General features: G+C 49.6%; 16 protein-coding genes and 2 pseudogenes. 10 read left to right on the forward strand and 8 right to left on the reverse strand.

The window, feature by feature from the left end:
- The first annotated feature begins 237 nt into the window (after nt 1–237).
- Both JUJ53_RS00470 and JUJ53_RS00475 read left to right on the forward strand, forming a co-directional pair.
- Nucleotides 238–882 (forward strand): ParA family protein, encoded by a 645-nt coding sequence (locus JUJ53_RS00470; protein WP_204150034.1) that lies wholly within the window; start codon nt 238–240, stop codon nt 880–882.
- A complete protein-coding gene (locus JUJ53_RS00475) occupies nt 879–1,856 on the forward strand; it encodes a ParB/RepB/Spo0J family partition protein (protein WP_204150035.1) in 978 nt (325 codons plus the stop codon). Before JUJ53_RS00470 ends, JUJ53_RS00475 begins: the two co-directional genes overlap by 4 nt.
- A gap of 515 nt (nt 1,857–2,371) precedes the next feature.
- Here the strand turns inward: JUJ53_RS00475 and JUJ53_RS00485 are convergent.
- The 6 genes from JUJ53_RS00485 to JUJ53_RS00510 all read right to left on the reverse strand — a co-directional run bounded on the left by JUJ53_RS00485 (nt 2,372) and on the right by JUJ53_RS00510 (nt 4,628).
- On the reverse strand, nt 2,372–2,593 hold the full coding sequence (locus JUJ53_RS00485) for a hypothetical protein (RefSeq protein ID WP_204150037.1): 222 nt from the start codon (nt 2,591–2,593) through the stop codon (nt 2,372–2,374).
- Between the two features lie 43 nt (nt 2,594–2,636).
- Nucleotides 2,637–3,041, reverse strand: a complete 405-nt coding sequence (locus tag JUJ53_RS00490) for a type II toxin-antitoxin system VapC family toxin (RefSeq protein ID WP_204150038.1) — start codon at nt 3,039–3,041, stop codon at nt 2,637–2,639.
- Nucleotides 3,038–3,235 (reverse strand): hypothetical protein, encoded by a 198-nt coding sequence (locus tag JUJ53_RS00495; RefSeq protein ID WP_204150039.1) that lies wholly within the window; start codon nt 3,233–3,235, stop codon nt 3,038–3,040. Before JUJ53_RS00495 ends, JUJ53_RS00490 begins: the two co-directional genes overlap by 4 nt.
- 138 nt (nt 3,236–3,373) lie before the next feature.
- Nucleotides 3,374–3,625, reverse strand: a complete 252-nt coding sequence (locus tag JUJ53_RS00500) for a hypothetical protein (RefSeq protein ID WP_204150040.1) — start codon at nt 3,623–3,625, stop codon at nt 3,374–3,376.
- Nucleotides 3,626–3,795: 170 nt separating this feature from the next.
- On the reverse strand, nt 3,796–3,987 hold the full coding sequence (locus JUJ53_RS00505) for a hypothetical protein (RefSeq protein WP_239124664.1): 192 nt from the start codon (nt 3,985–3,987) through the stop codon (nt 3,796–3,798).
- 14 nt (nt 3,988–4,001) lie between these two features.
- The gene (locus JUJ53_RS00510) at nt 4,002–4,628 is read right to left on the reverse strand and encodes a hypothetical protein (protein ID WP_204150042.1); all 627 of its coding nucleotides are present in this window, start codon (nt 4,626–4,628) and stop codon (nt 4,002–4,004) included.
- A gap of 469 nt (nt 4,629–5,097) precedes the next feature.
- Between JUJ53_RS00510 and JUJ53_RS00515 the strand changes: the two are divergent.
- Nucleotides 5,098–5,677, forward strand: a pseudogene (locus JUJ53_RS00515) (macro domain-containing protein); the annotation flags it as partial.
- Between the two features lie 44 nt (nt 5,678–5,721).
- Here JUJ53_RS00515 and JUJ53_RS00520 read toward each other — a convergent pair.
- On the reverse strand, nt 5,722–7,731 hold the full coding sequence (locus JUJ53_RS00520; protein WP_204150043.1) for a DNA phosphorothioation-associated putative methyltransferase: 2,010 nt from the start codon (nt 7,729–7,731) through the stop codon (nt 5,722–5,724).
- Nucleotides 7,732–8,089: 358 nt separating this feature from the next.
- Between JUJ53_RS00520 and JUJ53_RS00525 the strand changes: the two genes are divergently transcribed.
- The 7 genes from JUJ53_RS00525 (at nt 8,090) to JUJ53_RS00555 (ending at nt 23,708) form a co-directional block, all read left to right on the forward strand.
- Nucleotides 8,090–9,010, forward strand: a complete 921-nt coding sequence (locus JUJ53_RS00525) for a DUF4007 family protein (RefSeq protein ID WP_204150044.1) — start codon at nt 8,090–8,092, stop codon at nt 9,008–9,010.
- Nucleotides 9,011–9,055: 45 nt separating this feature from the next.
- Entirely contained in the window at nt 9,056–12,703 is a 3,648-nt protein-coding gene (locus tag JUJ53_RS00530) for a hypothetical protein (RefSeq protein ID WP_204150045.1), read from the forward strand.
- A 314-nt stretch (nt 12,704–13,017) separates the two neighbouring features.
- A complete protein-coding gene (locus JUJ53_RS00535; RefSeq protein WP_204150046.1) occupies nt 13,018–13,740 on the forward strand; it encodes a DUF3883 domain-containing protein in 723 nt (240 codons plus the stop codon).
- A gap of 93 nt (nt 13,741–13,833) precedes the next feature.
- Nucleotides 13,834–14,631 (forward strand): phosphoadenosine phosphosulfate reductase family protein, encoded by a 798-nt coding sequence (locus JUJ53_RS00540; protein ID WP_204150047.1) that lies wholly within the window; start codon nt 13,834–13,836, stop codon nt 14,629–14,631.
- Between the two features lie 367 nt (nt 14,632–14,998).
- On the forward strand, nt 14,999–16,837 hold the full coding sequence (locus tag JUJ53_RS00545; protein ID WP_204150048.1) for a hypothetical protein: 1,839 nt from the start codon (nt 14,999–15,001) through the stop codon (nt 16,835–16,837).
- The gene (locus JUJ53_RS00550; RefSeq protein WP_204150049.1) at nt 16,837–18,405 is read left to right on the forward strand and encodes a hypothetical protein; all 1,569 of its coding nucleotides are present in this window, start codon (nt 16,837–16,839) and stop codon (nt 18,403–18,405) included. The genes JUJ53_RS00545 and JUJ53_RS00550 overlap by 1 nt, the downstream gene beginning before the upstream one ends.
- Entirely contained in the window at nt 18,405–23,708 is a 5,304-nt protein-coding gene (locus JUJ53_RS00555; protein WP_204150050.1) for an FtsK/SpoIIIE domain-containing protein, read from the forward strand. Before JUJ53_RS00550 ends, JUJ53_RS00555 begins: the two co-directional genes overlap by 1 nt.
- A gap of 29 nt (nt 23,709–23,737) precedes the next feature.
- On the opposite strand, the pseudogene JUJ53_RS00560 reads toward JUJ53_RS00555, so the two are convergent.
- Nucleotides 23,738–23,985, reverse strand: a pseudogene (locus JUJ53_RS00560) (IS1634 family transposase); the annotation flags it as partial.

The following is a 23,985-nucleotide window of genomic DNA, read 5'->3' on the forward strand; positions in this document are numbered from 1 at the left end:
GTGAAACCCATAGCCAGCATAGATTCTTCTGGGTTACGCTGACGCTAACCCAACCTACGCGAGAATCAGGATTGCAGGAGTTTTGTCAGCCAATAAGCCACTAATCTGCCTGATTTTTAGCGCTGAAAACTGTCTTTACTAAAACCGATAAAACGTTTTATCGATTTTGCGTCAAATTTTATGTGAAAGAAACGAGAAGCACTGCTACAGTAAACATGTACTTTGATCGACGCTTCTATGATCATAACTACGGCATCAGACAAGGGCGGCGTAGGCAAATCTACGCTATCTTTTCATCTAGCCGCCGCTATTGCAGAGTTAGACAACGCCAAGGTTTTGCTGGTTGATGGAGATGCGAATCGCTCCGTATTAAGCTGGTCGGAGAGATTAGACGCCAGCAAGCTACCTTTCACCGTTGTGGGTGAAAAACACGCCTCCAAATGGTTTCAGAAGGGAAATCAGGCTGATCACATCATCGTAGATACCCAAGCCAGACCTAGTGATGAAGACCTTAAAGATTTATTGGAAGACACAGATCTTCTACTTGTACCCACAACAGCTCAAGCTTTGAGTCTCGATACTCTACCTCAATTTATGAAGCGCTTATCTGTACTGAGTGGAGATGTTCCCTTTACGCTTTGCCTAACGATTGTGGATACTCGCACCAAAGACGAACAAGACGCCCGTGAATTTTTGAAAGCCCACGATCAACCAGTACTGGATGGTTTCATGCGTGCCTTCTCTGCTTACACCAAAGCATCAGCCCAAGGTGTTCTGGTTCGGGATGCTCGAACAGATTCAGGCAGAAAGGATAGTAATGCAGGGATTGCATGGAATGATTGTGTCGCGATCGCTAAGGAAATTCTGGAGGGGATGGCGTGAGCAAGTTTAAAAATATTGGTTCTTGGAATAGCGTGACCCAAGCAGCTAAGCCAAGTGAACCAGAGACTCATCATGAAACATCGCCACTAGATCACCAGAAACTGGTTGAGGGCGATCTAAATCGCATTCGCAGAGGACGAAAGCAGTACCGATCCCATACCGAAGAAGAGCATATTCAGCAGCTCATGGCGAGTATTCGGGAACATGGCTTTACCGGTAGCTTGCCTGTTATCGCTATCAAGGATAAAGAGTATGACTATGAGTATCTAGGGGGACACACAACTGGAGAGGCGCTCAAACGTTTGGGTTACACCAAGGTGTTGCTGTCTGTAGAAGATGTCGATAACCCGCTGGCGATCGCTGAATTTTCCTATCAACTCAATGGTGCAAACCGTCCGCTGAATGCGCTAGATGATACGCTTGCCATCCTTGACATTTTGTCGGAAGCACTCTCGTCACAGATGGGGACGGTTGAGCCAGATGAAATTCCAACACTCATTCGACAAATTGCACGGGACACCGCAAAGGTCGATACCACAAAGGTTAATTGCATTCAAGAAACCTGGGAACGGAATCAGTTCGCTATTACGATTAAAAGTTTTGCCGCCAGTCGTTTACCCTTACTGCAATTATCTGATGATCTCAAGCAGGCAATCCAGCACGGTATTTCTCCCGTGAGTGCGCTTGAAATTAACAAAGTTGAGGATCCAAAGATCAGAGCAGCACTGATTGAAAAGGCAATGCAGATGTCAGTTGCTGAGGTGAAGCAAGCTGTTCGTGAAGCGACTAAAGCCGAAATGCAACCTCGTCCAGCACATCAGCAAGAATGGGAACCCTTAAAAGTTTTCCGGTCAATTGGTAACAAGGCCAAGAAAATTGACTTTGACGCTATTCCTACCAGCAAGAAAAAAGAACTGACCAAAGCCATTCAGCGTGTTCAGGAACTGATTGAAGCGATTGAAAAAAAATCTTAGCGCGATCCGTACAATCTTTCATTCCCTCTTCGCATTCCATAGAGCGTACTCTGCTTTTATTGGTCGCTTAGATTTGCAAAGAATCATCCCGATCGTTGCATTGTCAGTTAGGTGACGCAGCAAATCATCCGAGACTTACGCAAGGCAAGCGTTATCCTTAGGGAATGAGCCTTTGTCAGTACCGCAAAGCGAGGATTCAGCACAATCACATTGCTTGTGCGCTACTCGTCTGGGCACGGTTGAAGACACTTGCTTATCAGCGGGGGCAAAGGATTTATCAAATCAAGCATGGCCTGCTGTCCAACTACTTGATGGCGCAACTCAAGCAACCGGCGAACTCAATGGTTCTTGCATAAGTCCTGCAAGCTACTCAACGAGCTAGAACAGTATGCTGAAGAGGGTTGAAGCCCTGCTCTCAACCTAATCAAAACGTTTTGATTAGGTTGAGAGTTGGTGCATCATTAATTCATTGGCTAGTGTAAACATACACCAATCGTTCTACTCTTCTGGAGCATTTATTGAATAAAAATAGCGATACCAAACTTACGGAGATAGGCTCGTCGCTTGCCAAACAGCACCTGCCCTAGCTTAAAAAGCGTAGTAAATGTCGTCCCCTCTGCTACCAATCCCCAACGCCGGATGCGAAGGTCATCAGAATCAATGTGCTCCAGGCCAACATAGCGCTCAATGCCCTCCACCTCTGGATCAGAACAGCGAGCTTTACTAAGTCTGACCACATCGCCAAACCTCACGAGAGTCCACATTGGTTTCAGACTCTCACTATGCACCATTACTCGCCTCCGTCACATCAAAAGGATTACAAAGGGGCAACTCAGGAACGCGCTTGAAATCATCTACATTTCTAGTTGCCACACAAGCAGAACAATGCAGTGCTGTCGCAGCGATTAGTGCATCGGGCAACTTGAGGCGGTGCTGTCGCCGTAGCTGAATGGTGCGGTTTTCAATTTCGGATAGTAAAGGAATCCGTTCAAACTGCATCAGTAGATCGGCAATAATCTCTTCTTCTTCGCTGGATAGTTCGGGGAAACTCAGCAGCTCAATCCGCACAATAGTCGAAATGATAACCTCATGTTGGCTGAGAAATAACTCGGAGAAAAACGGCAAGACGGCTGGCTCCTCAGCCAGATAGTAAATAAAGATATTGGTATCGTACAGATACTTCACCGCTCCCACTCCTGGCGGATAGCATTGAGATGGGCCAGCATTGCAGATCGCTTTTCCTTCAGCAGTCCCTTCGCCCTGGCAACCTTTGCATAATCCCGCTGCCATAGCGACACCACCTCAGCGGGCACATCCACCATAATGAATTCATCATTTTGCTCAACCAGATACTGCTTGGGGATTTTAATGAGTGGCATGGTTCATTCCCTTACATGTTTTCATTCCAGTCATGATCACGATAGGCGATCATACAATTCCCGACTCTTATTCAGCTCGTAATTCACGGACTGAGAGAAGCTAGCACAGAGGAAAAAATCCATCTTTTCCTCTGTCCTTTAATAAAATGCACTACCAGCTAGAGGTCTACCCTGGTAAGAGTGACGTTCTTGGGCAATTTCATCAAAGATTTCAGCAATTTCAGGATCATCTTTCCAACCACCGAGCGCTGCTCGAATTTTGGCAATGCGATCTTCTTTGCTTAACCCCCTGAGGGGATGAAACGGTAGGGGTTTAGTGACATCGCGGTTAATCAGCACAATGACATCAACGGTGCTGCCTACGGGTAAACTCTGCAGATCGTACTTCAATCACACCTCCAGGTCTGACTACGGCTGTTTGCCTGAGTTCATTCAACATGTTTTGTTTCCTCTAAAATTCATACTGACTTTAACGTTGGTATCCAAATCGATCTGATCATCCTGTAGTGCGCTTAGGAATCCCATTCGTCCCTTTGCTCGCGAATGAACTGGTCAGCTTCCTATGAAGTAGCAAAGCTGCCTGGGGCTGACCCAATAAGGCTTGTGAGCGATCGCTCAGTTTCTTTAGCTAATTCAGCAGAGTCTTGGAACAACACAATCACCTCCACGATCGCCCCTTCTGGCAAATCCGGTGAAGTTAGCTCAATGACGCCCCCAGGCTTCACGATAGTCTGTTGTTTAATTGCACTCAACATTTTCTAAAACCTTAGTCCAGATTTTGCTCACACAGTTGAAAGATATAGCGCAGTCGCCCCAGCAATAGATCCATATCCCCGGTGGAATAGACTGGAGTTTCGTAAACCGCGCCATCTGGAATCATGCGATAGAACTGCCAAGCCCGGCCATTGGTGACGATGCCGTAGACATCAATCTCGCGGACAGCCTGACGATTCTGCCACTGGCAGGCCTGCATTTCGACCAGGCATTGGGCCAGCCCTTTTTCAAAGTCGTCCTTTTTGGCTTCGATGATACACAGTAGGGGAATGTCTAGGTATCGTTTCCGTTCGGCTATTAGATAATCGACGTAGCCTGCGGTAGTGTCACCTTCGAGTTGGGCTCCCTTCCAGATTTTGAGATGGTCAGTGCTAGCGATCGCCTCTTCGCAAATGGCATCAATCAGCAGCTTTTTCGATTCTTCGTAGCCTTCCAGATCAAAGGTTTGCTCCAGGCGATGCAGCCGCTCTTGGAAGAAGGTGCTGGGCTCCGCTCGGGGAACATCTAGTACCCAGGGGATGAGATCGTTTAAGTTGAGCTGTTTGAACGCTTCGGCGTAGCCAAAACTAGAAAAATTTTTCTTTTTAGATTTTGGCACCTTAGCCGATGTACCCGCCATAATGCTGACCCCCTATGAACGTCTACCTAACTCTCTTCGCAGGAGTTTACTCATTCGGAGCAGCCCCTTAAACGGATCGCCCCCATGCTCGTAATACACCTGCTGATTTAGCAGTGGCACCGGAAAAATGTTCTTAACGAAAACAGCGGGGCGGGTGGGGTGGAGTTCGGACATGCTCTAGACTCCGTGGCTCATCCCATTGTACGAGACGAACAAAATCTGTCCGAACTTAGCCGGTATTGCTTAACAGCTTTGGTCTCAGCCCTATCGCCCGGCCCCACCCATGGCTACCCTAAGAAGCACTCACCGCTCTACATAGAATGCCCATTGGGCTCTACCACATGACCCCCATCAGCAACCTAGCTACCATTGTGCAGGCCGGCACCTTTTTAACCAAAACTGGGCTGTAAGTCAACAAGGCCGACTACATCTCTGTTGAGTACAATTGAACTAAACAGATGACAGTACAATGCTCAAGCTAAAGCGTGGCAACCTCCTAGACGAAAAAACAGAAGCCCTCGTGAACACCGTCAACTGCGTGGGCGTCATGGGCAAAGGAGTGGCGCTGCAATTTAAGCGAGCGTTTCCAGACAATTTTAAGCAGTATCAAAAGGCGTGCAAAAACAACAAGGTCGAGCCAGGCCGCATGTTTATTGTCTCCACCGACTCGCTGCTCAACCCTCGGTATATCATCAACTTCCCCACCAAACGCCACTGGCGACAATCCTCCCAGCTTGACGATATCAAGACTGGGCTAGCCGCTTTAGTAGCAGAAGTTCAACGATTGGAGATTCAATCCATTGCCATTCCCCCCTTGGGCTGCGGCAATGGGGGGTTAGACTGGGCCGAGGTCAAACCACTCATTCTAGAAGCCTTCAAGCCATTGCCCAAGATTGAGGTGATTGTGTTTGAACCGGCCGGGGCACCCTTAGTTAAAAGCGAGGGCGATCGCCACCTCAAAGCCGCCGATGACGGCCTTTAGAGCTGCCCTAATTCGGATTTTAAAACTCTACAGGCTGCCTGGACATAGCGCTAGTCGCATCGAAATCAATCCTCTTCTCCCAAAACAAACACCTTGAAGAGGCCCTAGCGCCTAATCCATGAGCTTAAGTCGAATTAGTCGATGTCCTTTTAACTCAGTCCCGTGCTGTAACAAGCATTTCTCCCAGCCCCGGCGATCAAAAATCGCTTTTACATCGTCTAGCAAACCCCACTTTTGCTCTTGCTGGCTGAGCTTGGTGAACTTAGCATAGCCAGGATAGTCAGGTGTGACCACCTGGTCTTTTTGGTGCAGTAGCGGCGGGTTGTCGGGATCATAGTCACGGTAGCGGACATGGAGGTCGCGCAGACCAATGGCCATGCTGGTTTCCAATGCCGGGTGTGGTTCTTTGTCGAACGCAGGGAAGGACAAATAGGTGATCTGGGGCTTCTGGACGTGGAATTTCACCACGGTAGCTTCTTCAGGTCGGCCGATAGTGCGAGAAGCACAGCCTTCGTAAAGGCGCAGTAGCGGGTCAAGCTGGTCTAGAGCAGAAACATGTACCCAAAGGGAGTTGGGGCGCTGCTGTCCGATCGCACTCTGACGACAGCGTTCTTCAATCAGGTCTGTGCTGCCCAGGCTCATCAACATCAAGTCGGCGGCGGTGCAGGCTTGATGGTAGCTGCCGAAGAGGGCTTTGATATCTTGCTGAAGCTCGGGGGAGAGGTCTTTGAACTTGGGGCGCTTGCCGAAGTGGCTGAGAGCTAGGTAGACCAGCAGGTCGTTGCGGCGCTTGTCGGCGATCGCGTCCCATTCCCCCACATCCGTCGCCTGCAGAACGACGGTAAAGGCTCGCTTGATGCTGCCAAAGGTCTCTTGCAAGGATGTCAGCTCTTGCGCCCCCAGTTCTTCCACCGCCGGGAGCCGACCGCGATTGGTGTAGAAGTCCATCAGGGGTTGGAGGCGATCGCGGTATTCCTCAAACTTGCTGACCTTAAGGCGAATGCGGGGAGCCGTGGCGCGGGAGCGGAACCGGGAGGCCCGAAAGGCTTCGGACTGAGCCTCGTCCCGAAAGACAAAGTAGATACCCAGAGCGATGGGGATGGCGTCTACGCCCAGCACCTGGTCGATGTAGGCTTTGAGTTCTTCTTGCTCGTAGTACTTTTGAAATGTGTTGCGACTGGTGATGATGCCGTCGCCATAGGCGATGACGCCTCGGGTGCGATCATCGATCAACACCTGGGCAGCAACGATTAGCACCTTCTGGGCTAGGCTCCAGGCATTGATCAGGGCTTCTCGTCGCTCGGCAGTGTCTTCAATAACGTTGATGATATAGCCCAGGTTGACCACATCGGCTGGGGTGTGGGGAATGTCAGGGCGAAAGTGGGGATCCCACCCGGCGCTGGTTAACCCCAGACGGTGAATGTATTCGATGTCGGCCCCGTGGCCGCAGCCGTAGTCGAAGTAGGTGGTTTCAGGCGAGAAGAGTCCGGCTTCGACAGCGAGGCGGACGGGTTTGGAGGCAGTGACGCGGGCGATCGCCGCTTTATGCCGCTGAATCTTTGGCTTGGGCTGGGTTTGCTTAGCCGCCGCGGTTATCGGACAGGCGAGGGCATGGCCATGAATAACCAGCTTGCGCTCTTGCAAGCGTTGCTCCCAAGCATGGCGAAAGCCAATACCACGTGGGTCATCTAGCAGCCCCAGGGTATCTTCCTGCTTGGTTAGCCAGGCGAAGGTGGCATAGTGCGGATAGTCAGCAACGACAAAGGTTTCTTTGCGGTGCAAGACGGGAGGATTGTTGGTGGTGCTGTAGTCGCGGCTTGTAGCTTGCAGAGTTTCTAGATTGACCTGAATGCTAATTTGAAGAGCAGGGTGGGCCTCTGTATCAAAATCTGGATAAAACAGGTAGGCAACTTGCGACTTGTTGATGCTGAACTTGACCAGGGTTGCTTTTTCAGCGAGGGTTGTGTGGGTTCTGGCCTGCTTCTCAACAGCTTGTAGGATGGGGGCAAGGTGCGCCAGAGCAGAAACATGGACATAGAGAGCATCGGGCAGTCGCTTACCAACGGAACTGCGCTGGCACAGTTCCGAGTAGGGCGGCAGTTCTGTCGAGACTTTGTCCATAGAGTGCTGGCAAACTCCACCGATGTCGCGCTAATAGCTCTTAATCCTACCGAACTTAAAGCTTTTCAAAACTTTGCAGGAGGTACTTCGAGCATATAGTATCTCTATACGAATACAACTACTACCTGTAGAGTTTGATCAGGATTCGTTAAACAATTGTATCCAAATGGGACACTTCAGTGAAAACCTAGTCAGAGTGTTGCAGCGAACTACCTATTCAGGGTTTCACTGCAACAGGCTCAACGGGACGGGTTTGCAACCTTAAGCAGGACTTTTTAGATGAAATACTCCCAGGGAAGAATCTAGAGAAATTAGCCCAGCACCGCCATAATGAAACAATACTTTTGATCTATCCAAGATGAGAAATGTCGCAGTCAAAGAAAAACCCAAGGCTACGGCGGTCTTCGCTCGTCATGAGACCTTTCATCCTCGCTTTGGCTGGCTGAAAAAGGGCTATGACCTGGCAGTAGCAGATCCCAATATCTTCTTGAGAGAAGACGCGCCAGTGCTGCTTGGCGTAGGAAAGAACATGGTGCGCTCAATTCGCTACTGGTGTAGCGCATTTAAGGTGCTGGTGGAAACTGATCGCCAAACTTTGCCGACCGGGCTAGGTCAACAACTGCTGAGTGACGAGGGCTGGGACCCATTTCTAGAAAATCCGGCCAGTCTCTGGCTGCTCCACTGGAATTTACTCAAAGCCCCCTGCACTGCTACAGCTTGGGCCTATGCCTTTGGTGAATTTCAGGCGGCGGAGTTTACCCCAGAGCACCTGGTAGATGACTTGCGAGACTACGCCAATAGCTTTAGTGCCAACATTGCCGACTCGTCTCTACGAAAGGATGTGAACTGCCTCTTACGCATGTACGCTGACCAGGAAAGCAAAAAGGGGCCGACCGAAGATTCTATCGACTGCCCCTTCACTGCCCTGCGGTTGCTCTACAGCGTGGGGGATGGTAGGCGCTACGAGTTTCAGGTTGGCCCCAAGGAGACGTTGCCTGCTGAACTGGTGGTGGCAGCCTGTCTAGAATTTGCCGGGATGACTGAAAATGAAAGCTCCGCCATGGGCGTTTCCCGCTTGGCTTATTTAGCAGGCAGCCCAGGGCGGGTGTTGAAACTTTCGGAGGCAGCGATCGCCGAAGCCATTGAGCACGTTGCCCGGCAACGCAACGACCAAGAAGATCTGTTCATCTCAGACAGCGCTGGATTGCTACAACTTCAATACGAAGGCGATCCGCTGGAGATGTCTGAGGCTATTCTTGACGAGTATTTTTCCGCCTAGTTGCGTGTAATCATGGGTTGGTATGTAGTCGCGAGTTGATAGGTAGTGAGTTCTCAACGTTTAGCCGAGTTTCTGGGTGTTAACCGCCGCTATGCCCGCTCTATCAACTTAGAGCGCGATTTTGACGCATCGGAGGCGGTAGAGGGCTACATTCTCACCGATCGCGCAGTTGATGCCCTGCGGCGAATCTTGGCGTCGATGTTTGGCCGTAAGCGCACCACGGCCTGGACGCTGACGGGGGTCTATGGCACAGGTAAATCGGCCTTCGCCCACTTTTTGACCAGCCTGTTTGGACCGGTGGAAAGTCCGGCGCGGCAACTTGCCTTAGACATTGCCCGACATAGCCTCCCGCTCGACAGCCCAGAATATGAGGCCCTGCAAAAGAAATTTCCCCAGCAGGGCTTGTTTCGAGCGGTGGCCACCGCCCAACGAGAGCCGCTGAGACACACGTTGGTTAGAGCCCTCACTAAAGCTACCGATGACTTTTGGGCATTGGGATGCGAGCCAGAGGTTGTTAGAAAGCTAACCGACTGGGAAGGCGAGCTAGCGTTTAACGAGGCTTCCTTTGGCGATCGCGACATTCTCAACCTGATCAAGCAGCTCTCTAAAGTCGTCGATACCGACATTATTCTCGTCATCGATGAACTGGGCAAATCTCTAGAGCACGCCACTCAGAACCAGGGCACGGCTGATCTATATCTGCTTCAGCAGCTCGCAGAGCTGTCGCGCAAGAAAGACACCCGACTTTATATCTTTGGTCTGCTGCACCAGTCCTTTGCCGACTATGGTCAGCGGCTTGCAGCGGTGGAAAAAAACGAATGGGCCAAAATCCAAGGACGGTTTGAGGATATCCCCTTCACCGAGTCGTCTCAGCAGATGCTGCGGCTGATGGGGCAAGCCATCAATCGATCCCAGGCAGAAACCCTCACGTTCCCGGTGCGACAGCTCACTCAAGACTGGTGCGCCGTCCTTAGCGAGAAAGCCAACCTCACGGAACTCTCCCCCAAACTCATAGAGGCCACCTACCCCCTCCATCCCCTGGCGGCTATGGTGTTGCCGGAGCTGTGCATTCGCTACGCCCAGAACGATCGCTCTCTGTTTACGTTTCTCACCAGTGCCGAACCTCACGCGTTCCAGGGATTTTTAGAGTCGGCGGAGATTGAAGAAATTCCAATTCCAGGCGTCGATGGAGCGGGAGTAAAGGCTTTGCCAACTCTGAAGCTGCACCACCTCTACGACTATTTTGTGGAATCCCTTGGGGCGGGTATGGGATCTCGTCCGGGGCTACAGCGTTGGCTAGAGATCCAGACCCTGGTGGCCGACGCTCAGCACCGGGGCGCAGATACCGTGGTTCTGCTCAAAACCATTGGCTTGCTTAACCTGGTGACCAGTACCGGCCTGTTTCGCGCCACCCGCCCCCTAGTGAAATTGGCCTTGGTCGATCAACCCGACACCGCCGCCCTGGAGCATTGGGAAGAGCAGATCAACGTGGTCACCCACCAGCAGGGCATTGTCACCTATCGGCGGGCGGTGGATGAGCTGCGCCTGTGGGAAGGGTCTGACTTTGACGTGGAAGCGGCGATCGCCCAATACATCGCCAAAGACACCCTGCCCCTGGCCGACCTGCTCACCGAGACCTATCCGCTCAAGCCCATGGTGGCCCAGCGCCACAGCTACCGCACCGGCACCCTGCGCTATTTTGAGCGCCACTACTTAGCCAGCAGCAGCACTTTAGAAACCCTAGCCTGCACCCAGGCCGATTGTGATGGCGTTGTAGCCTACTGGCTGAGCGAAACGACCCCTAGCTCGGTGCCCGCCCAAACCATAGATGGCAAGCCCCTGTTAGTCATTGCGGCGGCGAACCTACCGCTGTTAACTATTCGGGCCAAGGAATATCGTGCCCTCTGCCAAATCTATAGCCGGGAAAGCGCCCTGCAAAGCGATAAGGTGGCTCTGCGAGAAGTGCGTCATCGCCGCTTGCAGCTCAAGCAATTGCTAGATGACACCCTCTCCCAGGCGTTTAACTTTGGCACCCACCACAATGCCTGCTGGGTCGAGGGCAAGCCCCAGGGCATCGGTAGCGTTACGGATTTTAATGCCCTGCTGTCGGCGGTGTGCGATCGCACCTATCCCAAAACCCCCGTCCTTTGGAATGAGCTGATCAACCGCCGCACCCTCACATCCCAAGGGGCCAAAGCGCGCCGAGTGCTGCTCGAAGCCATGCTAGAACAACCCGAGATTGAGCGCCTGGGGCTGGAGGGCTATGGGCCAGAGGTAGCCATGTACTATTCCGTACTCCAGCAGACCGGCATTCACCGTCAAGAGCTAGACGAATGGGGCTTTTACCCGCCGCGCCCATCCTCTCAGTCTTCTTCTTCTAGCACAGGAGCAACGAGAACTCTCCCCTCCGGTTCCCCTCTCCCTGGGGGAGAAGAGCTAGGGATGAGGGCCACTCTTGGCCAATCAAACCTTGGCCCCATCTGGACAGCGATCACCAAGTTTTGCCTCGGGGCCACCGCTGCGCCCTTATCTCTCGGCCAGCTTTACCAGACGCTCAACGCTCCGCCCTACGGCATGAAATCAGGCGCAATTCCGGTGCTGCTGGCAGCGGTATTGCTGCACTACAGTGATGAGGTCAGCGTCTACAAAGAAGGCACCTTTATCCCGGTGTTGGGGCCAGAGCATTTTGAGCTGCTGGTGAAAGATCCCGCCCGGTTCTCGGTCAAGCACATTGAAGTTACCGGGGTGCGTAGCCAGGTCTTTCGTGAGCTAGAAGAGATTTTGCGGGGTGGCGTGGGAAAACCCCACCGCCAGTCGAAGGCGCGAAACCTGACGGTGTTGTCGGTGGTCAAGCCGCTGATTCAGTTTGTGCGCAAGCTGCCCAATTTCACGCTCAAAACTCGTCGCATTAGTGGGCGATCGCGTGCTGTGCTGCAAACGTTGCTCCATACCCAAGAGCCCGATGAGCTGCTATTTGAGGCGCTTCCCCAGGCCTGCGACCTAGCGCCCATCGTGGTTTCTGAGGCCGATGATGGCACCATCGCTCGCACCTTTCGGGAGCACTTGGTGGAAGCCCTGCGCGAGATCAATGGCGCTTACGATGCTCTATTGACCGAGTGCCAAGACCTGCTCTACAGCGCCTTTGGGGTACACAGCGATCGCACCCAACTGCGCCAAGACCTTCAGTTTCGCGCTAGCCGAGTGTTGGGCAACTGTGTCGAGGCCAGCCTTAACCGTTTCGCTAGGGCAGCGGCGGATGAGGCGGTGGGCGATCGCCAGTGGTTAGAAGCGATCGTCATGGTGATTGCCGATAAACCAGCAGAATCTTGGAAAGATGAGGATATGACTCGCTTCGAGCTAAACCTCAGCGACCTTTCCCGCCGATTTAAAAATCTAGAGGCGTTGCAGGCGACCGTGAAAGCCACCAGCAAAGGTGGGTTTGAAGCCCGGCGGCTGACGGTGACTCGCCCCGATGGTACCGAGGTCAACAAGATGGTCTGGGCCAGTGACGAGCACCAAGCCAAGGTAGACCCCTCCATCGACGATATCTTCAAACAGTTCCCCGACCCGCAACTGCAAGAGGCTTTACTAACTCGGTTAACCGAGCGCATGTTTGATGAGTCAAAGTCCTATCAGGAGCCTGCCGGCGATGGCCGTCGCCGCAGGACAAGACCGAGGCGTTCTAAGGGATAAGAACCATGCGGCCACTCAAGCGTCCTGTAAAGCAGATTGACCCACCCCGGCCCGAGACATGCTAGACGAGGTGTTTAGCGCGCAACCCTGCATCGGGCGCGAAAACTGCATATCTACCAGATGAGATTAAAGGTAACCCTGTAGGGGCAAGTCTTCTGAAGCAATGCAACATTCTAGGCTATTGACTGATGATCAAACCCAGCCCCAGGGTACCCTAAAGCAAAGACACCTCCTAAGCAATCCCATGCGCCCGATCGCAGATCTTCTCGATTTCCTCACCCACCAGATGTCGATGCAGGCGGCACGAGTAGCCAGTGGTGATACTGCACCTGCTGACGCGAGGGGGGCTGGCTACTCGTGCCGACCTAGCCCGCACCTTGGGTGGGTACGACGAGGTGGGAGCAGAGCATTGGGATCGGGTTTTGATGGACAATCCTAAGCGCTGGTTAGTTGGAAAGCATCAGGTCGTTATTTATGACAAAGACAACCAGACTTTTTTACTCCCCTTCGACCTGTCCGATGAGCAAGCCGTTGCCGAAGCCCAACGTATCTGCGAAACCGCCATTTTGACTTGGCTCCAGCGGCGCACAGCCGATGGCAGTCTGGATGATGCCGAAATTTTGCGCCATTACCGGGTGCTGGAACTGGCCAAGCATGGCGATCGCTACCACCTGCCCAACCCCGATGGCGAAGCCCAAGATATTGCAATAGATGAGTTTGCCATGGCTGCTGCCACCACTTACCTACACCAATGCTACCCTACCGAAAAGGTTATTCAGCAGCCCTACACCACTCCAGGATTTGATATCCTAGTGGGTACAGCCCAAGCTCCGGTAATCTATGGCAAAGTAAAGGGAACACTAAAACCAATGTCGTCGTTTACCCTATCAGAAGGTGAGCGGCAATTTGCGATAGACCATAGCAATCAATACCAGTTGATGATGGTCTATGCCATTGATCTTAACCAAGAAACATGTGAAATAAAAGTTCATCAAGGAGCGATAAAGCCAAGCTCATTTTTGTTGTCACTGCTATAATGGCAAAAAGCCTATTTGCCGAACTCCTAAAAATATTGATTGTACAGACACTTTTTCTCCCCCTCCAGCAGCAAGCTCACTCACAATAGATAAATGACTAAACCCGTTCGCCATATCATGGGGCTCTCCGGCGGTAAAGACAGTACAGCGCTGGCGGTACTGCTGCACAAAGAGATTCCAGAAATGGAATATTTCTTTTGTGACACTGGAAAAGAACTTCAAGAAACCTATGACTATCTAGAAAAAATCAAAGCTCGACTAGGAATTAAAATCAAGTATCTTAGTCCTGAAAAAGGCTTTGATCATTGGCTAGAGGTTTACGATGGATATCTTCCATCACCCAGAAGCCGCTGGTGTACTAAGCAGCTAAAGATTATTCCTTTGGAAAAATTCATAGGCGATGACGAAGCTGTTAGTTACGTAGGCATTAGGGCTGATGAGAATAGGGATGGTTATGTTTCAACAAAGCCAAATCTTAAACCAGTCTACCCTTTCAAAGAACGAGGCATGCTTAAAGCCGACATAATTCGATTGCTAGAAGACCATGGACTAGGATTACCCGACTACTATCAGTGGAGAAGTCGCTCTGGTTGTTTTTTCTGCTTCTTTCAGCGCAAATATGAGTGGGTCATGCTTCATGAGAAGCACCCTGATCTTTTCGCTGAAGCTGTTCGTTATGAGCAAGAGCATAAGGATGGCAGAAAATATACTTGGACTGATGGGGAAACATTGTTAGAGCTATTAGAGCGAAAGCAAGAAATCCTTGAAAGTCATGAGAGGTCAATTCAAAGAGAAACTCAAAAAGCTCCCAATAAACCTCTGTCAGAAGTATTGTCAGGAGTCCTTGATGAAGAAGATGATACGCTTCCTTGCCTGATGTGCCATCTATGACTTTTTAGGGAAATCTACTAAAAGGAATTGTAGAACTCCGAGTGCTGTTAAATAAAGCTCCCTATGCCTAAGCTGTAGCCCAGTTTCTATACAACTTTCCCTCTCAAGAAGGATGACGTCTTCAAAATCCTGAATACTACTACACTACGGCGGAGACTTTCGACTATTGTCGAGCTCACCTGCAGCAAGCCAGAGGCTTGCGCGACTGTTGATTAGACGGTGAACACATTTACGTCGCGAAGTACTAGTGAGACTCAAGGTTCACATGGCTCTTTCAATATTTGCCTAATGTTTCTATAAAAAATAACTATTCTTAAACTGCTATAAATGCAATTTCGTCCCTCAAGCCCAATCAACTATGTAATTTATGCCATCTCAATCACCTTCTTGCTCTACATCTAATTGGATTAGTTTTTTGCGTCAGTACGGACCAATTCCCCGTAATGACAATATGTATGACGAGGTGATTCAGCGTACTTTACGACGCAAGAAGCTTCAAGCGATCGCCTTTGAAACTGAGTATCTAGGCGAATTACTTGATAACTTCCGCTCAGCTTCGCCCAAGTCGGTCATTTTAACTGGCACGGCTGGAGATGGTAAAACTTACTACTGTCGGCAGATTTGGGAAGAGTTTGGCGGCTCTGTTGATGATTGGCAAAAGGATAGTAAGATTCAACGGTTGATGTTGGGCGATCAGCAGCTAGTTGTCATCAAGGATTTGAGCGAACTAACTCTAGAAGAGAAGCAATCGCTTTTACCACAAATAGCAACTGCCATCTTAGGCAAGGACACTTCCAAAGTCTATTTAATTGCGGCAAACGATGGGCAGTTAGTAGAAGCATGGACAGAAGCAGCGCAGATTGAAGAACTTGAGCCAGTACGAAAGACGATCGAAGATCTTTTAGTGGGAGACTTGCGTGAGTTAGATGGCTTCCAAGTCAAACTTTATAACCTAAGCCGTCAAAGTGCTGCTGTCTTATTTCCACGGATTCTGAAAGCTATTCTGGAACATCCGGGCTGGGGCGATTGTAATCAATGTGCTTATCAGAACCAAGGATGTCCAATTTGGCAGAACAAACAGCGTCTAGAAGGAACTGATGCGGATCGAACCACACGAGAACGCTTGACGGATCTCCTCGAACTGTGCGAGCTAAATCAGATGCATCTTCCAGTGCGTCAATTACTTCTACTGATTGCCAATGCCTTACTAGGTCATCCAGACGCAAGAGATAAGTTACTCAATTGTCGGAAGGTTTCTGAGATTATTGCTGCTGAAACTACATCGCTTGCCAGCCTCTACCGTAATATCTTCGGCGAGAACTTGCCTGAGCGGCGGCGTGAGTCAACTGAGGTCTTCAAAGTTCTACGTGGCTTTGGTATTGGTGCGGAAACTAGTAATCAAATTGACAATATTCTGATTTTTGGAGCAGACGATCCAGAGTTACAGCCGCTTTACACGGATTTAGTTCTATCTGACCCATTCTACGGAGCCGACTTAAAATATCAGGCTCAGCAGCGTTCTTACTTAGAAGGTGATGCTGCAAAGGGACGTGAAGAATTTCTTAATGTTCTTCAAGCCCAACGGCAGCGTTTATTTTTTACTATTCTCAGCGATCACACCACAGACATGAAGCTTTGGGATCTCACGATCTTTCAGTATGCTGGAGAATATTTGAACGGTCTTTTCAAAGTTTTACAGGAAGGCGAAAAAATCCCTAAGTCGATTACTTCGCGTCTTATCAGGGGATTAAATCGTATCTTCACAGGGCTGTTGGTCAACAATCAAGACGAACTACTCTTAGCAACTTCTGGTAGCTACTCCCAAGCACGAATTAGCAGGGTTTATGAAGAGTCTATCTCCGTTGCTCGAAAACGGGGTGAAAGTGTGTCAGTAGAGTTGGATAAAAGCCGCAAGAAGCCAATCTTAGTTGTTAACCTTGCTTCAGAGGTTGAGCCAATTCGTTTCAACCTAACCTTAACCCGGTATGAGTATCTGAGCAGAGTTGCCGAAGGTGCTCTTCCAAGTAGCTTTTCGCAGGAGTGCTATGAAGATGTACTCGCCTTTAAAACTCAAGTATTCAGGCAGCTTTCAGTCCGACAGACTTTGGAGAGAGAAGACGATGGAGAAGAGGCAATGAATATTCGATTGCTGGAAGTGAATAGTGGTGGTATTGCAAGTGAACGAACACTTGAGGTTTACTTCTAATGCTTGAAATCCTCCCACGGCCCCAATATATCGAGCAGTCTCAACTCAATATGTGGGTTGACGAATCTATCTGGGGTCATCGGCTATACGATGAGCAAACCCCGTGGCTTTGCATTTTGGAAATGCTTTGCATTACACAGTCAGAAGCAAGCAACGGACGGGCTTTTGTAGAGAGCAAGTTGAATGACCTAAGGTACGAAATTTACCCACGCCTTTATCTTCGCAATATCTTGTTCAACAATCCCCATATTGAGGCTGTCGCTACAGAAGGATTAGATGACAACGAGCGATGGCAGACTTGGATAAATGCTATTGCTAATAACGTAGGTGGGTTGGCTTCGCCTGACTTTAGCTATCTAAAATCCCGATTTGAATCCTTTAAAGACTTTGCAGAAATTGTCAAATTCCTACAATCAAGTGCCATTGAGGGTGACAGCAACAAACGATGGAGTTCTAAGTTCGTTTTTCCATACGGCCCTGACTGTCTCTACGAAGACCTAAGGGTAACTGGGGAGAAAGTGACAAACGACCGTCGCTTCTTTGGGAGAACAGGCGAGCTTCTATATCTCATGCTCTGCCGAAGCGGTCGGGGTGAGGAAATTCTCTCCCGTTTAGAGAGTACCGGGATAATCACCCAGAATTACTCGGTTGAGTATCGAGGCTCCAAGTGGAATCAGCTAGTCCTTGCCCTCCAATCTCCTTCGGAACGGAGCGTGCCTAGAACCAGTGGCAGCCCACCCTATCTTCCCTATGAGAAGTTGCTTGAGTATGGAAAACTAGCTGACGACTGGCTCAGTATCTTACGCTGTGACCTGCCCGACTACGATTCCCTACCTCACATTGTTACTATTACCGGGCTGCACCTGATTATCTACTTGTTAAGCCGTGCCAAGGCAACATTAGGCGAGGCTACCCCAACACAGTTTGTTTTGGAAATTGTCGCGCCTAAAAAGACAACAGTGCGTGAGTTGGCATCAGATGAATTTCAGAAGAACAATAATCTGCCTCAACGGGCGGTTGAGTACACCGTTCGTAGCATCGCGGATTCACCAGAATGGCAGGCGTGTCTTGACTCCTATACTCCGGGTGAGGACGCAATCGATTTGCTAGAAGAGCGTTTTGCCTGGTCTGCCAAAGAGGAATCAGACGGTTCAGGTTCGCCAGAAGATCTTCTAAACTCTTTACGAGAAAGGGCAGTCAAACGACATCAGCAACACCTCGGCAAGTTTCATGGAACCTGGTCGCGCGAAATCGGTTTGTCGTCTAGTCGGGGTAGCCGTCGCACTCGCTATGCACCTACGGATTCCTTGTTGAGGACATTAGTATTCGCCTCTGTGCCGACTCGTATGGAGTTTCAGGAGTTTTTGTCGCAACTGCACCAAAAATATGGTTTTGTTATTGGTGATCGCCAAGCCACTGACTTGATCAACTCCGGTGATGCTGACCGCGAAGACTTTGTAGCCAATGCCGAACGGCTTGAACGTCGCCTTGCCAGTATTGGCTTGCTCAAACGCCTTTCCGATGCTTGTGCCTATGTTCAAAATCCCTTTGCCTCAGAGGTGAGATGATGCAGACTATTGAACTGATTGGTCAAGTTGCGGCTGACTTCCTAAAACGCTCAATTCAAACCGACGAGGCCAACGAGGGAGTTGCACGGTTTCTGCTGAATCGTCTTACCGCCCAGCAGGTTGCCGCCGTATGCCAAACTATTCTCAATGACTCCGAACTCGCCCCGATCATCAAGATTCAAGTTCCACGAGATCTCGTAGGCAGCTTCAGCTTACCTGCCGAAATTTTGTCCGATGAGCGTACAGTCCACCTGCGTCACTCAGATTGCGATCGCCCTGCACTACTGCTGGCTAATATCAGCGACGACCAGGCTCAATCTCTGAATGACATTACCTCAGTTGGTGCTCAAGAACTTAAGGGACAGATTGAGTGCTGGATTAGCTTAGCTGCAAAAGAGTTGGCACTTCCTATTGAGCAGATTGAATACTGGCGCAAAGCCCTCAATGGACTTCAGAAGGTTGGCACACTTAGCCTAGAGCATTTTGCGGACTACATTGTTCAAACGAGATCGCGCATCCTTCAAGAAAGCCTTCCAGTTGTAGATGCACTTGGGTGGGCACTTCCCGCTTTGCGTCTCCCCCGCGATTCTGGTTACTTTCGTGCTATTCCTGAAACCCAATTAGGACAAACTCAACGCTGGGAAAAGCTATTTCAGCAAGCCTTTTCTAAACGTGCGTGCTTATTGCTGAAGCAAACACCCAACCGCAAACCAATTGACGATCAAGACCTTCAGACTGCTTTTGACAAGGTAAAGGATGGCATTCCTGCGGTTGCTTATCCTGCTATCCAAACATTCATAGCCAGTTCCGCAGGTTGGACTTCTGAAGCTGAAGCCCTCTCAAAGTTTGAGTGGGAATCGGATAACATCAATACGTTGTTTTCTGGGCTACAAGCGCAAAAAACAGACATTGCCTCTCTCACCCTAGATTTCTTTAATGATGAGTATCCCGATACCATAACGGAATCAGAAGCTCAATACATTAATGCTTTGAAAAAGCGTAATAAGCGTGAGGCACTAGACGAGGATCGGGAATTTTATGACGCGCATCGTCATGAGCTTGAGGGCGATCGCAAACTTAAAGCGAAGTGGGATAAATTTGTCTATGGACAACCTATTGAATGCACAGATTTTCTAATTGGTTTGCTACAAGCTTTTGAGCGACTTTTTGACCAAGCAGAAACTGTTGCTGGTGTTAAATCACTTAAAATTGAAACTCAAAAAAGTAGTAGAAAAAGTAAATGGTTGGAACTCAATGCTAACGTGGGTCAGTATTTTTGCACTCGCTACCGAGGTATTGAGCAACTGACTGCCCCTCATATTGATTGGGAAACCCACTGGCTGTTCAAATACGATACGTTACTGAAAGAGACTCAGGAAAAGCAAAAAGCAAAGTACCGTGAGAATACCTCCGTAGCAAAAACTGCAACAGAAATCAAATTCTACGTCGAGATGCGGGATAATGCTCAGGCTCTCATTGCTAAGACTCAACTGATCTGGCGTTGTCATCCAAATTCAATTGGGATGGAATTGGGCAATGATCTAGGACGGCTACTTAAAAACTCACCTTTCCAACTTTCTCAGGTATCGAGAGAGCTAGTTAGTAAGAAGGGACGGTTGCAGGGAATTGCTCTGTTAGATGTTGGTACCCTAATGGCAGCATATCGCCAAAATCGGGGTTCTTTAGTCAGTAAGTATGATCGCAAGAGCGATCTGGACGAAACCCTTCCTAAAAAACTCGAACAAGCCGTCGCAGATGGTCGCCTTTCCAAGGATGCGGCTGAAACAATCACCGTCGCCTGGAACACTTTTGCGGAGCGATATAGAGCAGCGATCGTCAGTTTCAACGATGAAGGGCAAGGTATTGCCAGTCCAGACCTGTTGCACCAGTGTGAAGCCTATGGGAATTTGCTCCAGACTGTTCTAAATCATGCCAAAGGCGACCTCAATCGCATTGACATCTATCAACCCATCTTGCGCTTGGGCTGCATCCGAGTTGAACGCGGTAACCCTGCTGCTATCATCGCCCCCTGGCATCCGATGCGATTAGCTTCCCTAGCAGTCAAAGCCCGCCAATTGTCAGGGCTCCTTCGGTATATCATCTCCACACCAGAGGTTAACTTTGGTGATTCCCGTCTATTTTTCGCCGATTTACGTAATGAAATTGAGCATCCTTACTATCCTGAAGTTTGTGTTGGTTACCAGGGGCAGCAGCCCGAATTGCTGTCTGTATCTGACACGGTCAACGATTACAGCCTAATGGAGCGCCCTACACAGGACGAGAGAGATCGCACTACCAACGAAAATCCGGCTGAAGCAGCTGATCGTCTGCTAGGAATTATCCGTCGCTACGTGGAACTTCTTCCTCATGAGAAAACGAATCTGAGCGTAGTTCTGTACCAAACCGATTCAATTAAACTGCCTCAAGCAATCGTTAACAAACTGAGTGAGGAACTACAAGATGGTCGGGAAGAAGTTCGTTGCCAGGTTGTTCTGCGCCATCGGAATAGGCAAAAACTTACTCAACTCTACGAGCAGATGTTAGAAAGCTCTGCTGCTGATCCCGATGCTTTCATTGCCAGTGAGGTTTCCCAGGACTTTATGGCAAGACTGAGAATCTCAGTCATGTCTAACGATGTTCCTTCCACAACTCCTGCAGAAGGCAAATTTGCCGACATTGTGTTTCTACAAGATGCAATCTCACGGCAGGCGAAAGTGGTTTGGCAACCATCACCATTTGACAGTAGCACAGCCGAGATGTTGATCCATTCTCCTGCTCGTTGGGCACGTAAGCGTCCGTCTGCTAAAGATGAGCTTAAATCTACCGTTTATCTCACCTGTCCGAAGCAGACTGTGGTTGGGCAAGCCTACCTCGACATGGTGTATAGCATTGCTCAAGGTGAAGACTGTTCTCCTGACCAACACTTCTTACCTGCCCGTCAAATTTCCTTTCAGGATGAAACGACGAGGACAACCTTTGATGAAAGCCATCGTTTAGGCGAATGGGTAGTCAATTACGATGACTTGCTAGAGCGACGACAACTCGTCAACCAGGGCGTGAAGGTTATTCGCTACCAGCAGAACCGTACTGATGAGCGGAACTTCCTCGTCTCTTCAGACGCCTCTCTGAATGTCCTCAAGGTGCTGGTCAGAAAACGCTTGGAAGCCTTGAATTTAGGCTTGGAAAGTAACCGTATCGATAGATTGGTAGAGCGCCTAATTAATGAAGCCAACGCTGTTTCCGGTGACATTGTGTTGCGAGCTGCAAAGTGCGGCAGATTTGCCAGCGAACTAATGGGGGTCGTTTTAAGTAAGGCTTTAATTACCGCCGAAATGGGAACGCAAAACCCGATTGGCTGGTACTTCCTAGATGACTACGCTTCCTGGTTAGGGCAAAAAGAAGGTCAAATTGCTGACACCATGGCAATTTCACCACAGTATATTGATGACGAACCTATCCTAAAAGTCATCATTGCTGAGGCAAAATACATCGACGTAGCGGGCTTAGCTGACGCTCGCAAGACTTCACAGAACCAACTCCGGCAAACAGTTGATCGCATTGCCGATGCCCTCTTTATTAGTCCAGGTCGCCTTGACCGTGACCTCTGGCTATCTCGCCTCAGCGATCTTCTACTCGACGGCATTGAGTTTAGTTCCGATAACAAACTGAACATTGAGCAGTGGCGTGAACAAATTCGCTCAGGTACGCTTCGTATCGACCTATCCGGTTACTCCCAGGTTTTTGTATCGGGTACAAACGACAGCAATACTGAAGGGGAGCGATCGCCTATTCCTAAAGTCAAACGATGCTTCCAAGAAGTGTTTGATCGAGAGTCTGTCCGTAAACTGGTTCTGGCTTATGAATCAGGACAAACACTCTTCTCCGTAAGGGAACAGATTGGCGATGACAAGCCCTGGACAGTAGCAGAAGCATTACTGCCTGCGGATCGAGTTACATGGGTTTTAGAAATTGAGGAAGTCGAGGCAACAATTTCTCCTCCTCCAATACTTGTAAAAGTTAGTCCGCCTGAAAATCCTGACAGTCCACTTCAGCTAACTTTGCCTGATCAGCCCCTTGAAACTGAAGCTACTATCTCTCTAGTTGCATCACCTACTGAGGATGTAGATAATTGGGCGAGTCCAGCACTGGTTTCTTGGTGGCAGCAGGGGCAAGCTCAGACCAGCCAAGGCGATGCAGAGGCAGAAAAGTGGTTGGAAGAAGCGGCTGGAAAACTGCGAACGGCTCTATTAGGATACAATCTGCAAGCCAAAATCGAAGGTAAACGCCTGACTCCAAATGCAGCAATCGTTAGATTGAAAGGTTCGGATAATCTGAAGCTAGATGACATCGAGAAGAAGCGATCACAACTGCTGACCACTCACGCTCTAAACATTATTAGTGTTTATGGTCAGCCTGGTGAAATTGTTGTCACCGTTGCCCGTCCTCAACGTCAAACGATTTCCCTACGGGAAGTGTGGGCAAAGCGAAAGATCAATCGATCGCCCTCTAGCGTCAACCTCAGCTTTGTTATTGGGGTTAAGGAACTGGATGGAGAACTGCTCTACCTTAATCTAGGCAGTAGTTTTGAGAATTTGGAGCAACATGCTCCTCACACACTAATTGCTGGTGCCACAGGCAGTGGTAAGTCTGTTCTTCTGCAAAATCTCATCCTTGACATTTGTGTGACTAACTCTCCCAAAGTGACAAGCATCTACTTAATTGATCCTAAGATGGGAGTTGATTACGCCAACATTAGTGATCTACCTCATCTCAAAGAAGGAATCATTATTGAGCAAGATCGTGCAATTGAGGTTTTGGATCTCCTGGTTGAAGAGATGGACAACCGATACCGAAAGTTTGTTTCTCAGAAAGCGAAATCCTTGCAGGACTATAACTGCAAGGTAGCTGAGCAGGACAGACTTCCCGTGTTGTGGCTAGTTCATGATGAGTTTGCGGAATGGATGCTAATTGATGAGTATAAAGCAGCTGTGTCTGCTGCGGTGCAGCGACTGGGGGTGAAGGCAAGAGCCGCAGGGATTTATCTCATCTTTGCTGCCCAAAGACCTGATGCCAATGTTCTTCCGGTTCAGCTTCGAGACAACTTGGGAAATCGTTTGATCCTAAGAGTCGAGAGTGTTGGTACTTCGGAAATTTCGCTTGGATATAAAGGAGCAGAAAATCTTCTAGGCAAAGGACATCTAGCTGCCCGCTTGACTAACCAATCTGATCTTATTTATGCTCAAGTGCCATTTCTAGCAGATGAAGAGATGACTGCGATAGCTGAAATTATTAAACAGCAGTGAGAAACCGACATTCCGCAGGTTGACAGGTCTTAATTTAGGAGATAGTAGCGGCAGGACGGAAAGCCCATAAGGCGGATAATTTTGCTGCGCTCCTCAGACAGGTTGCTGACCTGCTGAACTGTGTTCATCGAGACCAAGTAAATCGCCTGGAACTTCTGTAAAATCCAGCGAAAGGTCGGAATGGGCGTCGGGCGTTGCTTTTGGTCAAGCACCGTTTCACCCGTCTGGTCTAGTTGGGCTCTGAGCTTGCGCTGCCCCAAACTATAGACGAGTAGGG

This window comes from Leptolyngbya sp. CCY15150 (genome assembly GCF_016888135.1).
Taxonomy (GTDB): Bacteria; Cyanobacteriota; Cyanobacteriia; order RECH01; family RECH01; genus RECH01.

Bases quoted from the DNA above. Each gene is read 5' to 3' on its own strand.
- JUJ53_RS00470 (WP_204150034.1), top strand. From the start codon at position 238: ATGATCATAACTACGGCATCAGACAAGGGCGGCGTAGGCAAATCTACG.
- JUJ53_RS00495 (WP_204150039.1), bottom strand. From the start codon at position 3,235: ATGCCACTCATTAAAATCCCCAAGCAGTATCTGGTTGAGCAAAATGAT.
- JUJ53_RS00510 (WP_204150042.1), bottom strand. From the start codon at position 4,628: ATGGCGGGTACATCGGCTAAGGTGCCAAAATCTAAAAAGAAAAATTTT.
- JUJ53_RS00520 (WP_204150043.1), bottom strand. From the start codon at position 7,731: ATGGACAAAGTCTCGACAGAACTGCCGCCCTACTCGGAACTGTGCCAG.
- JUJ53_RS00525 (WP_204150044.1), top strand. From the start codon at position 8,090: ATGAGAAATGTCGCAGTCAAAGAAAAACCCAAGGCTACGGCGGTCTTC.
- JUJ53_RS00540 (WP_204150047.1), top strand. From the start codon at position 13,834: ATGACTAAACCCGTTCGCCATATCATGGGGCTCTCCGGCGGTAAAGAC.
- JUJ53_RS00545 (WP_204150048.1), top strand. From the start codon at position 14,999: ATGCCATCTCAATCACCTTCTTGCTCTACATCTAATTGGATTAGTTTT.
- JUJ53_RS00550 (WP_204150049.1), top strand. From the start codon at position 16,837: ATGCTTGAAATCCTCCCACGGCCCCAATATATCGAGCAGTCTCAACTC.
- JUJ53_RS00555 (WP_204150050.1), top strand. From the start codon at position 18,405: ATGCAGACTATTGAACTGATTGGTCAAGTTGCGGCTGACTTCCTAAAA.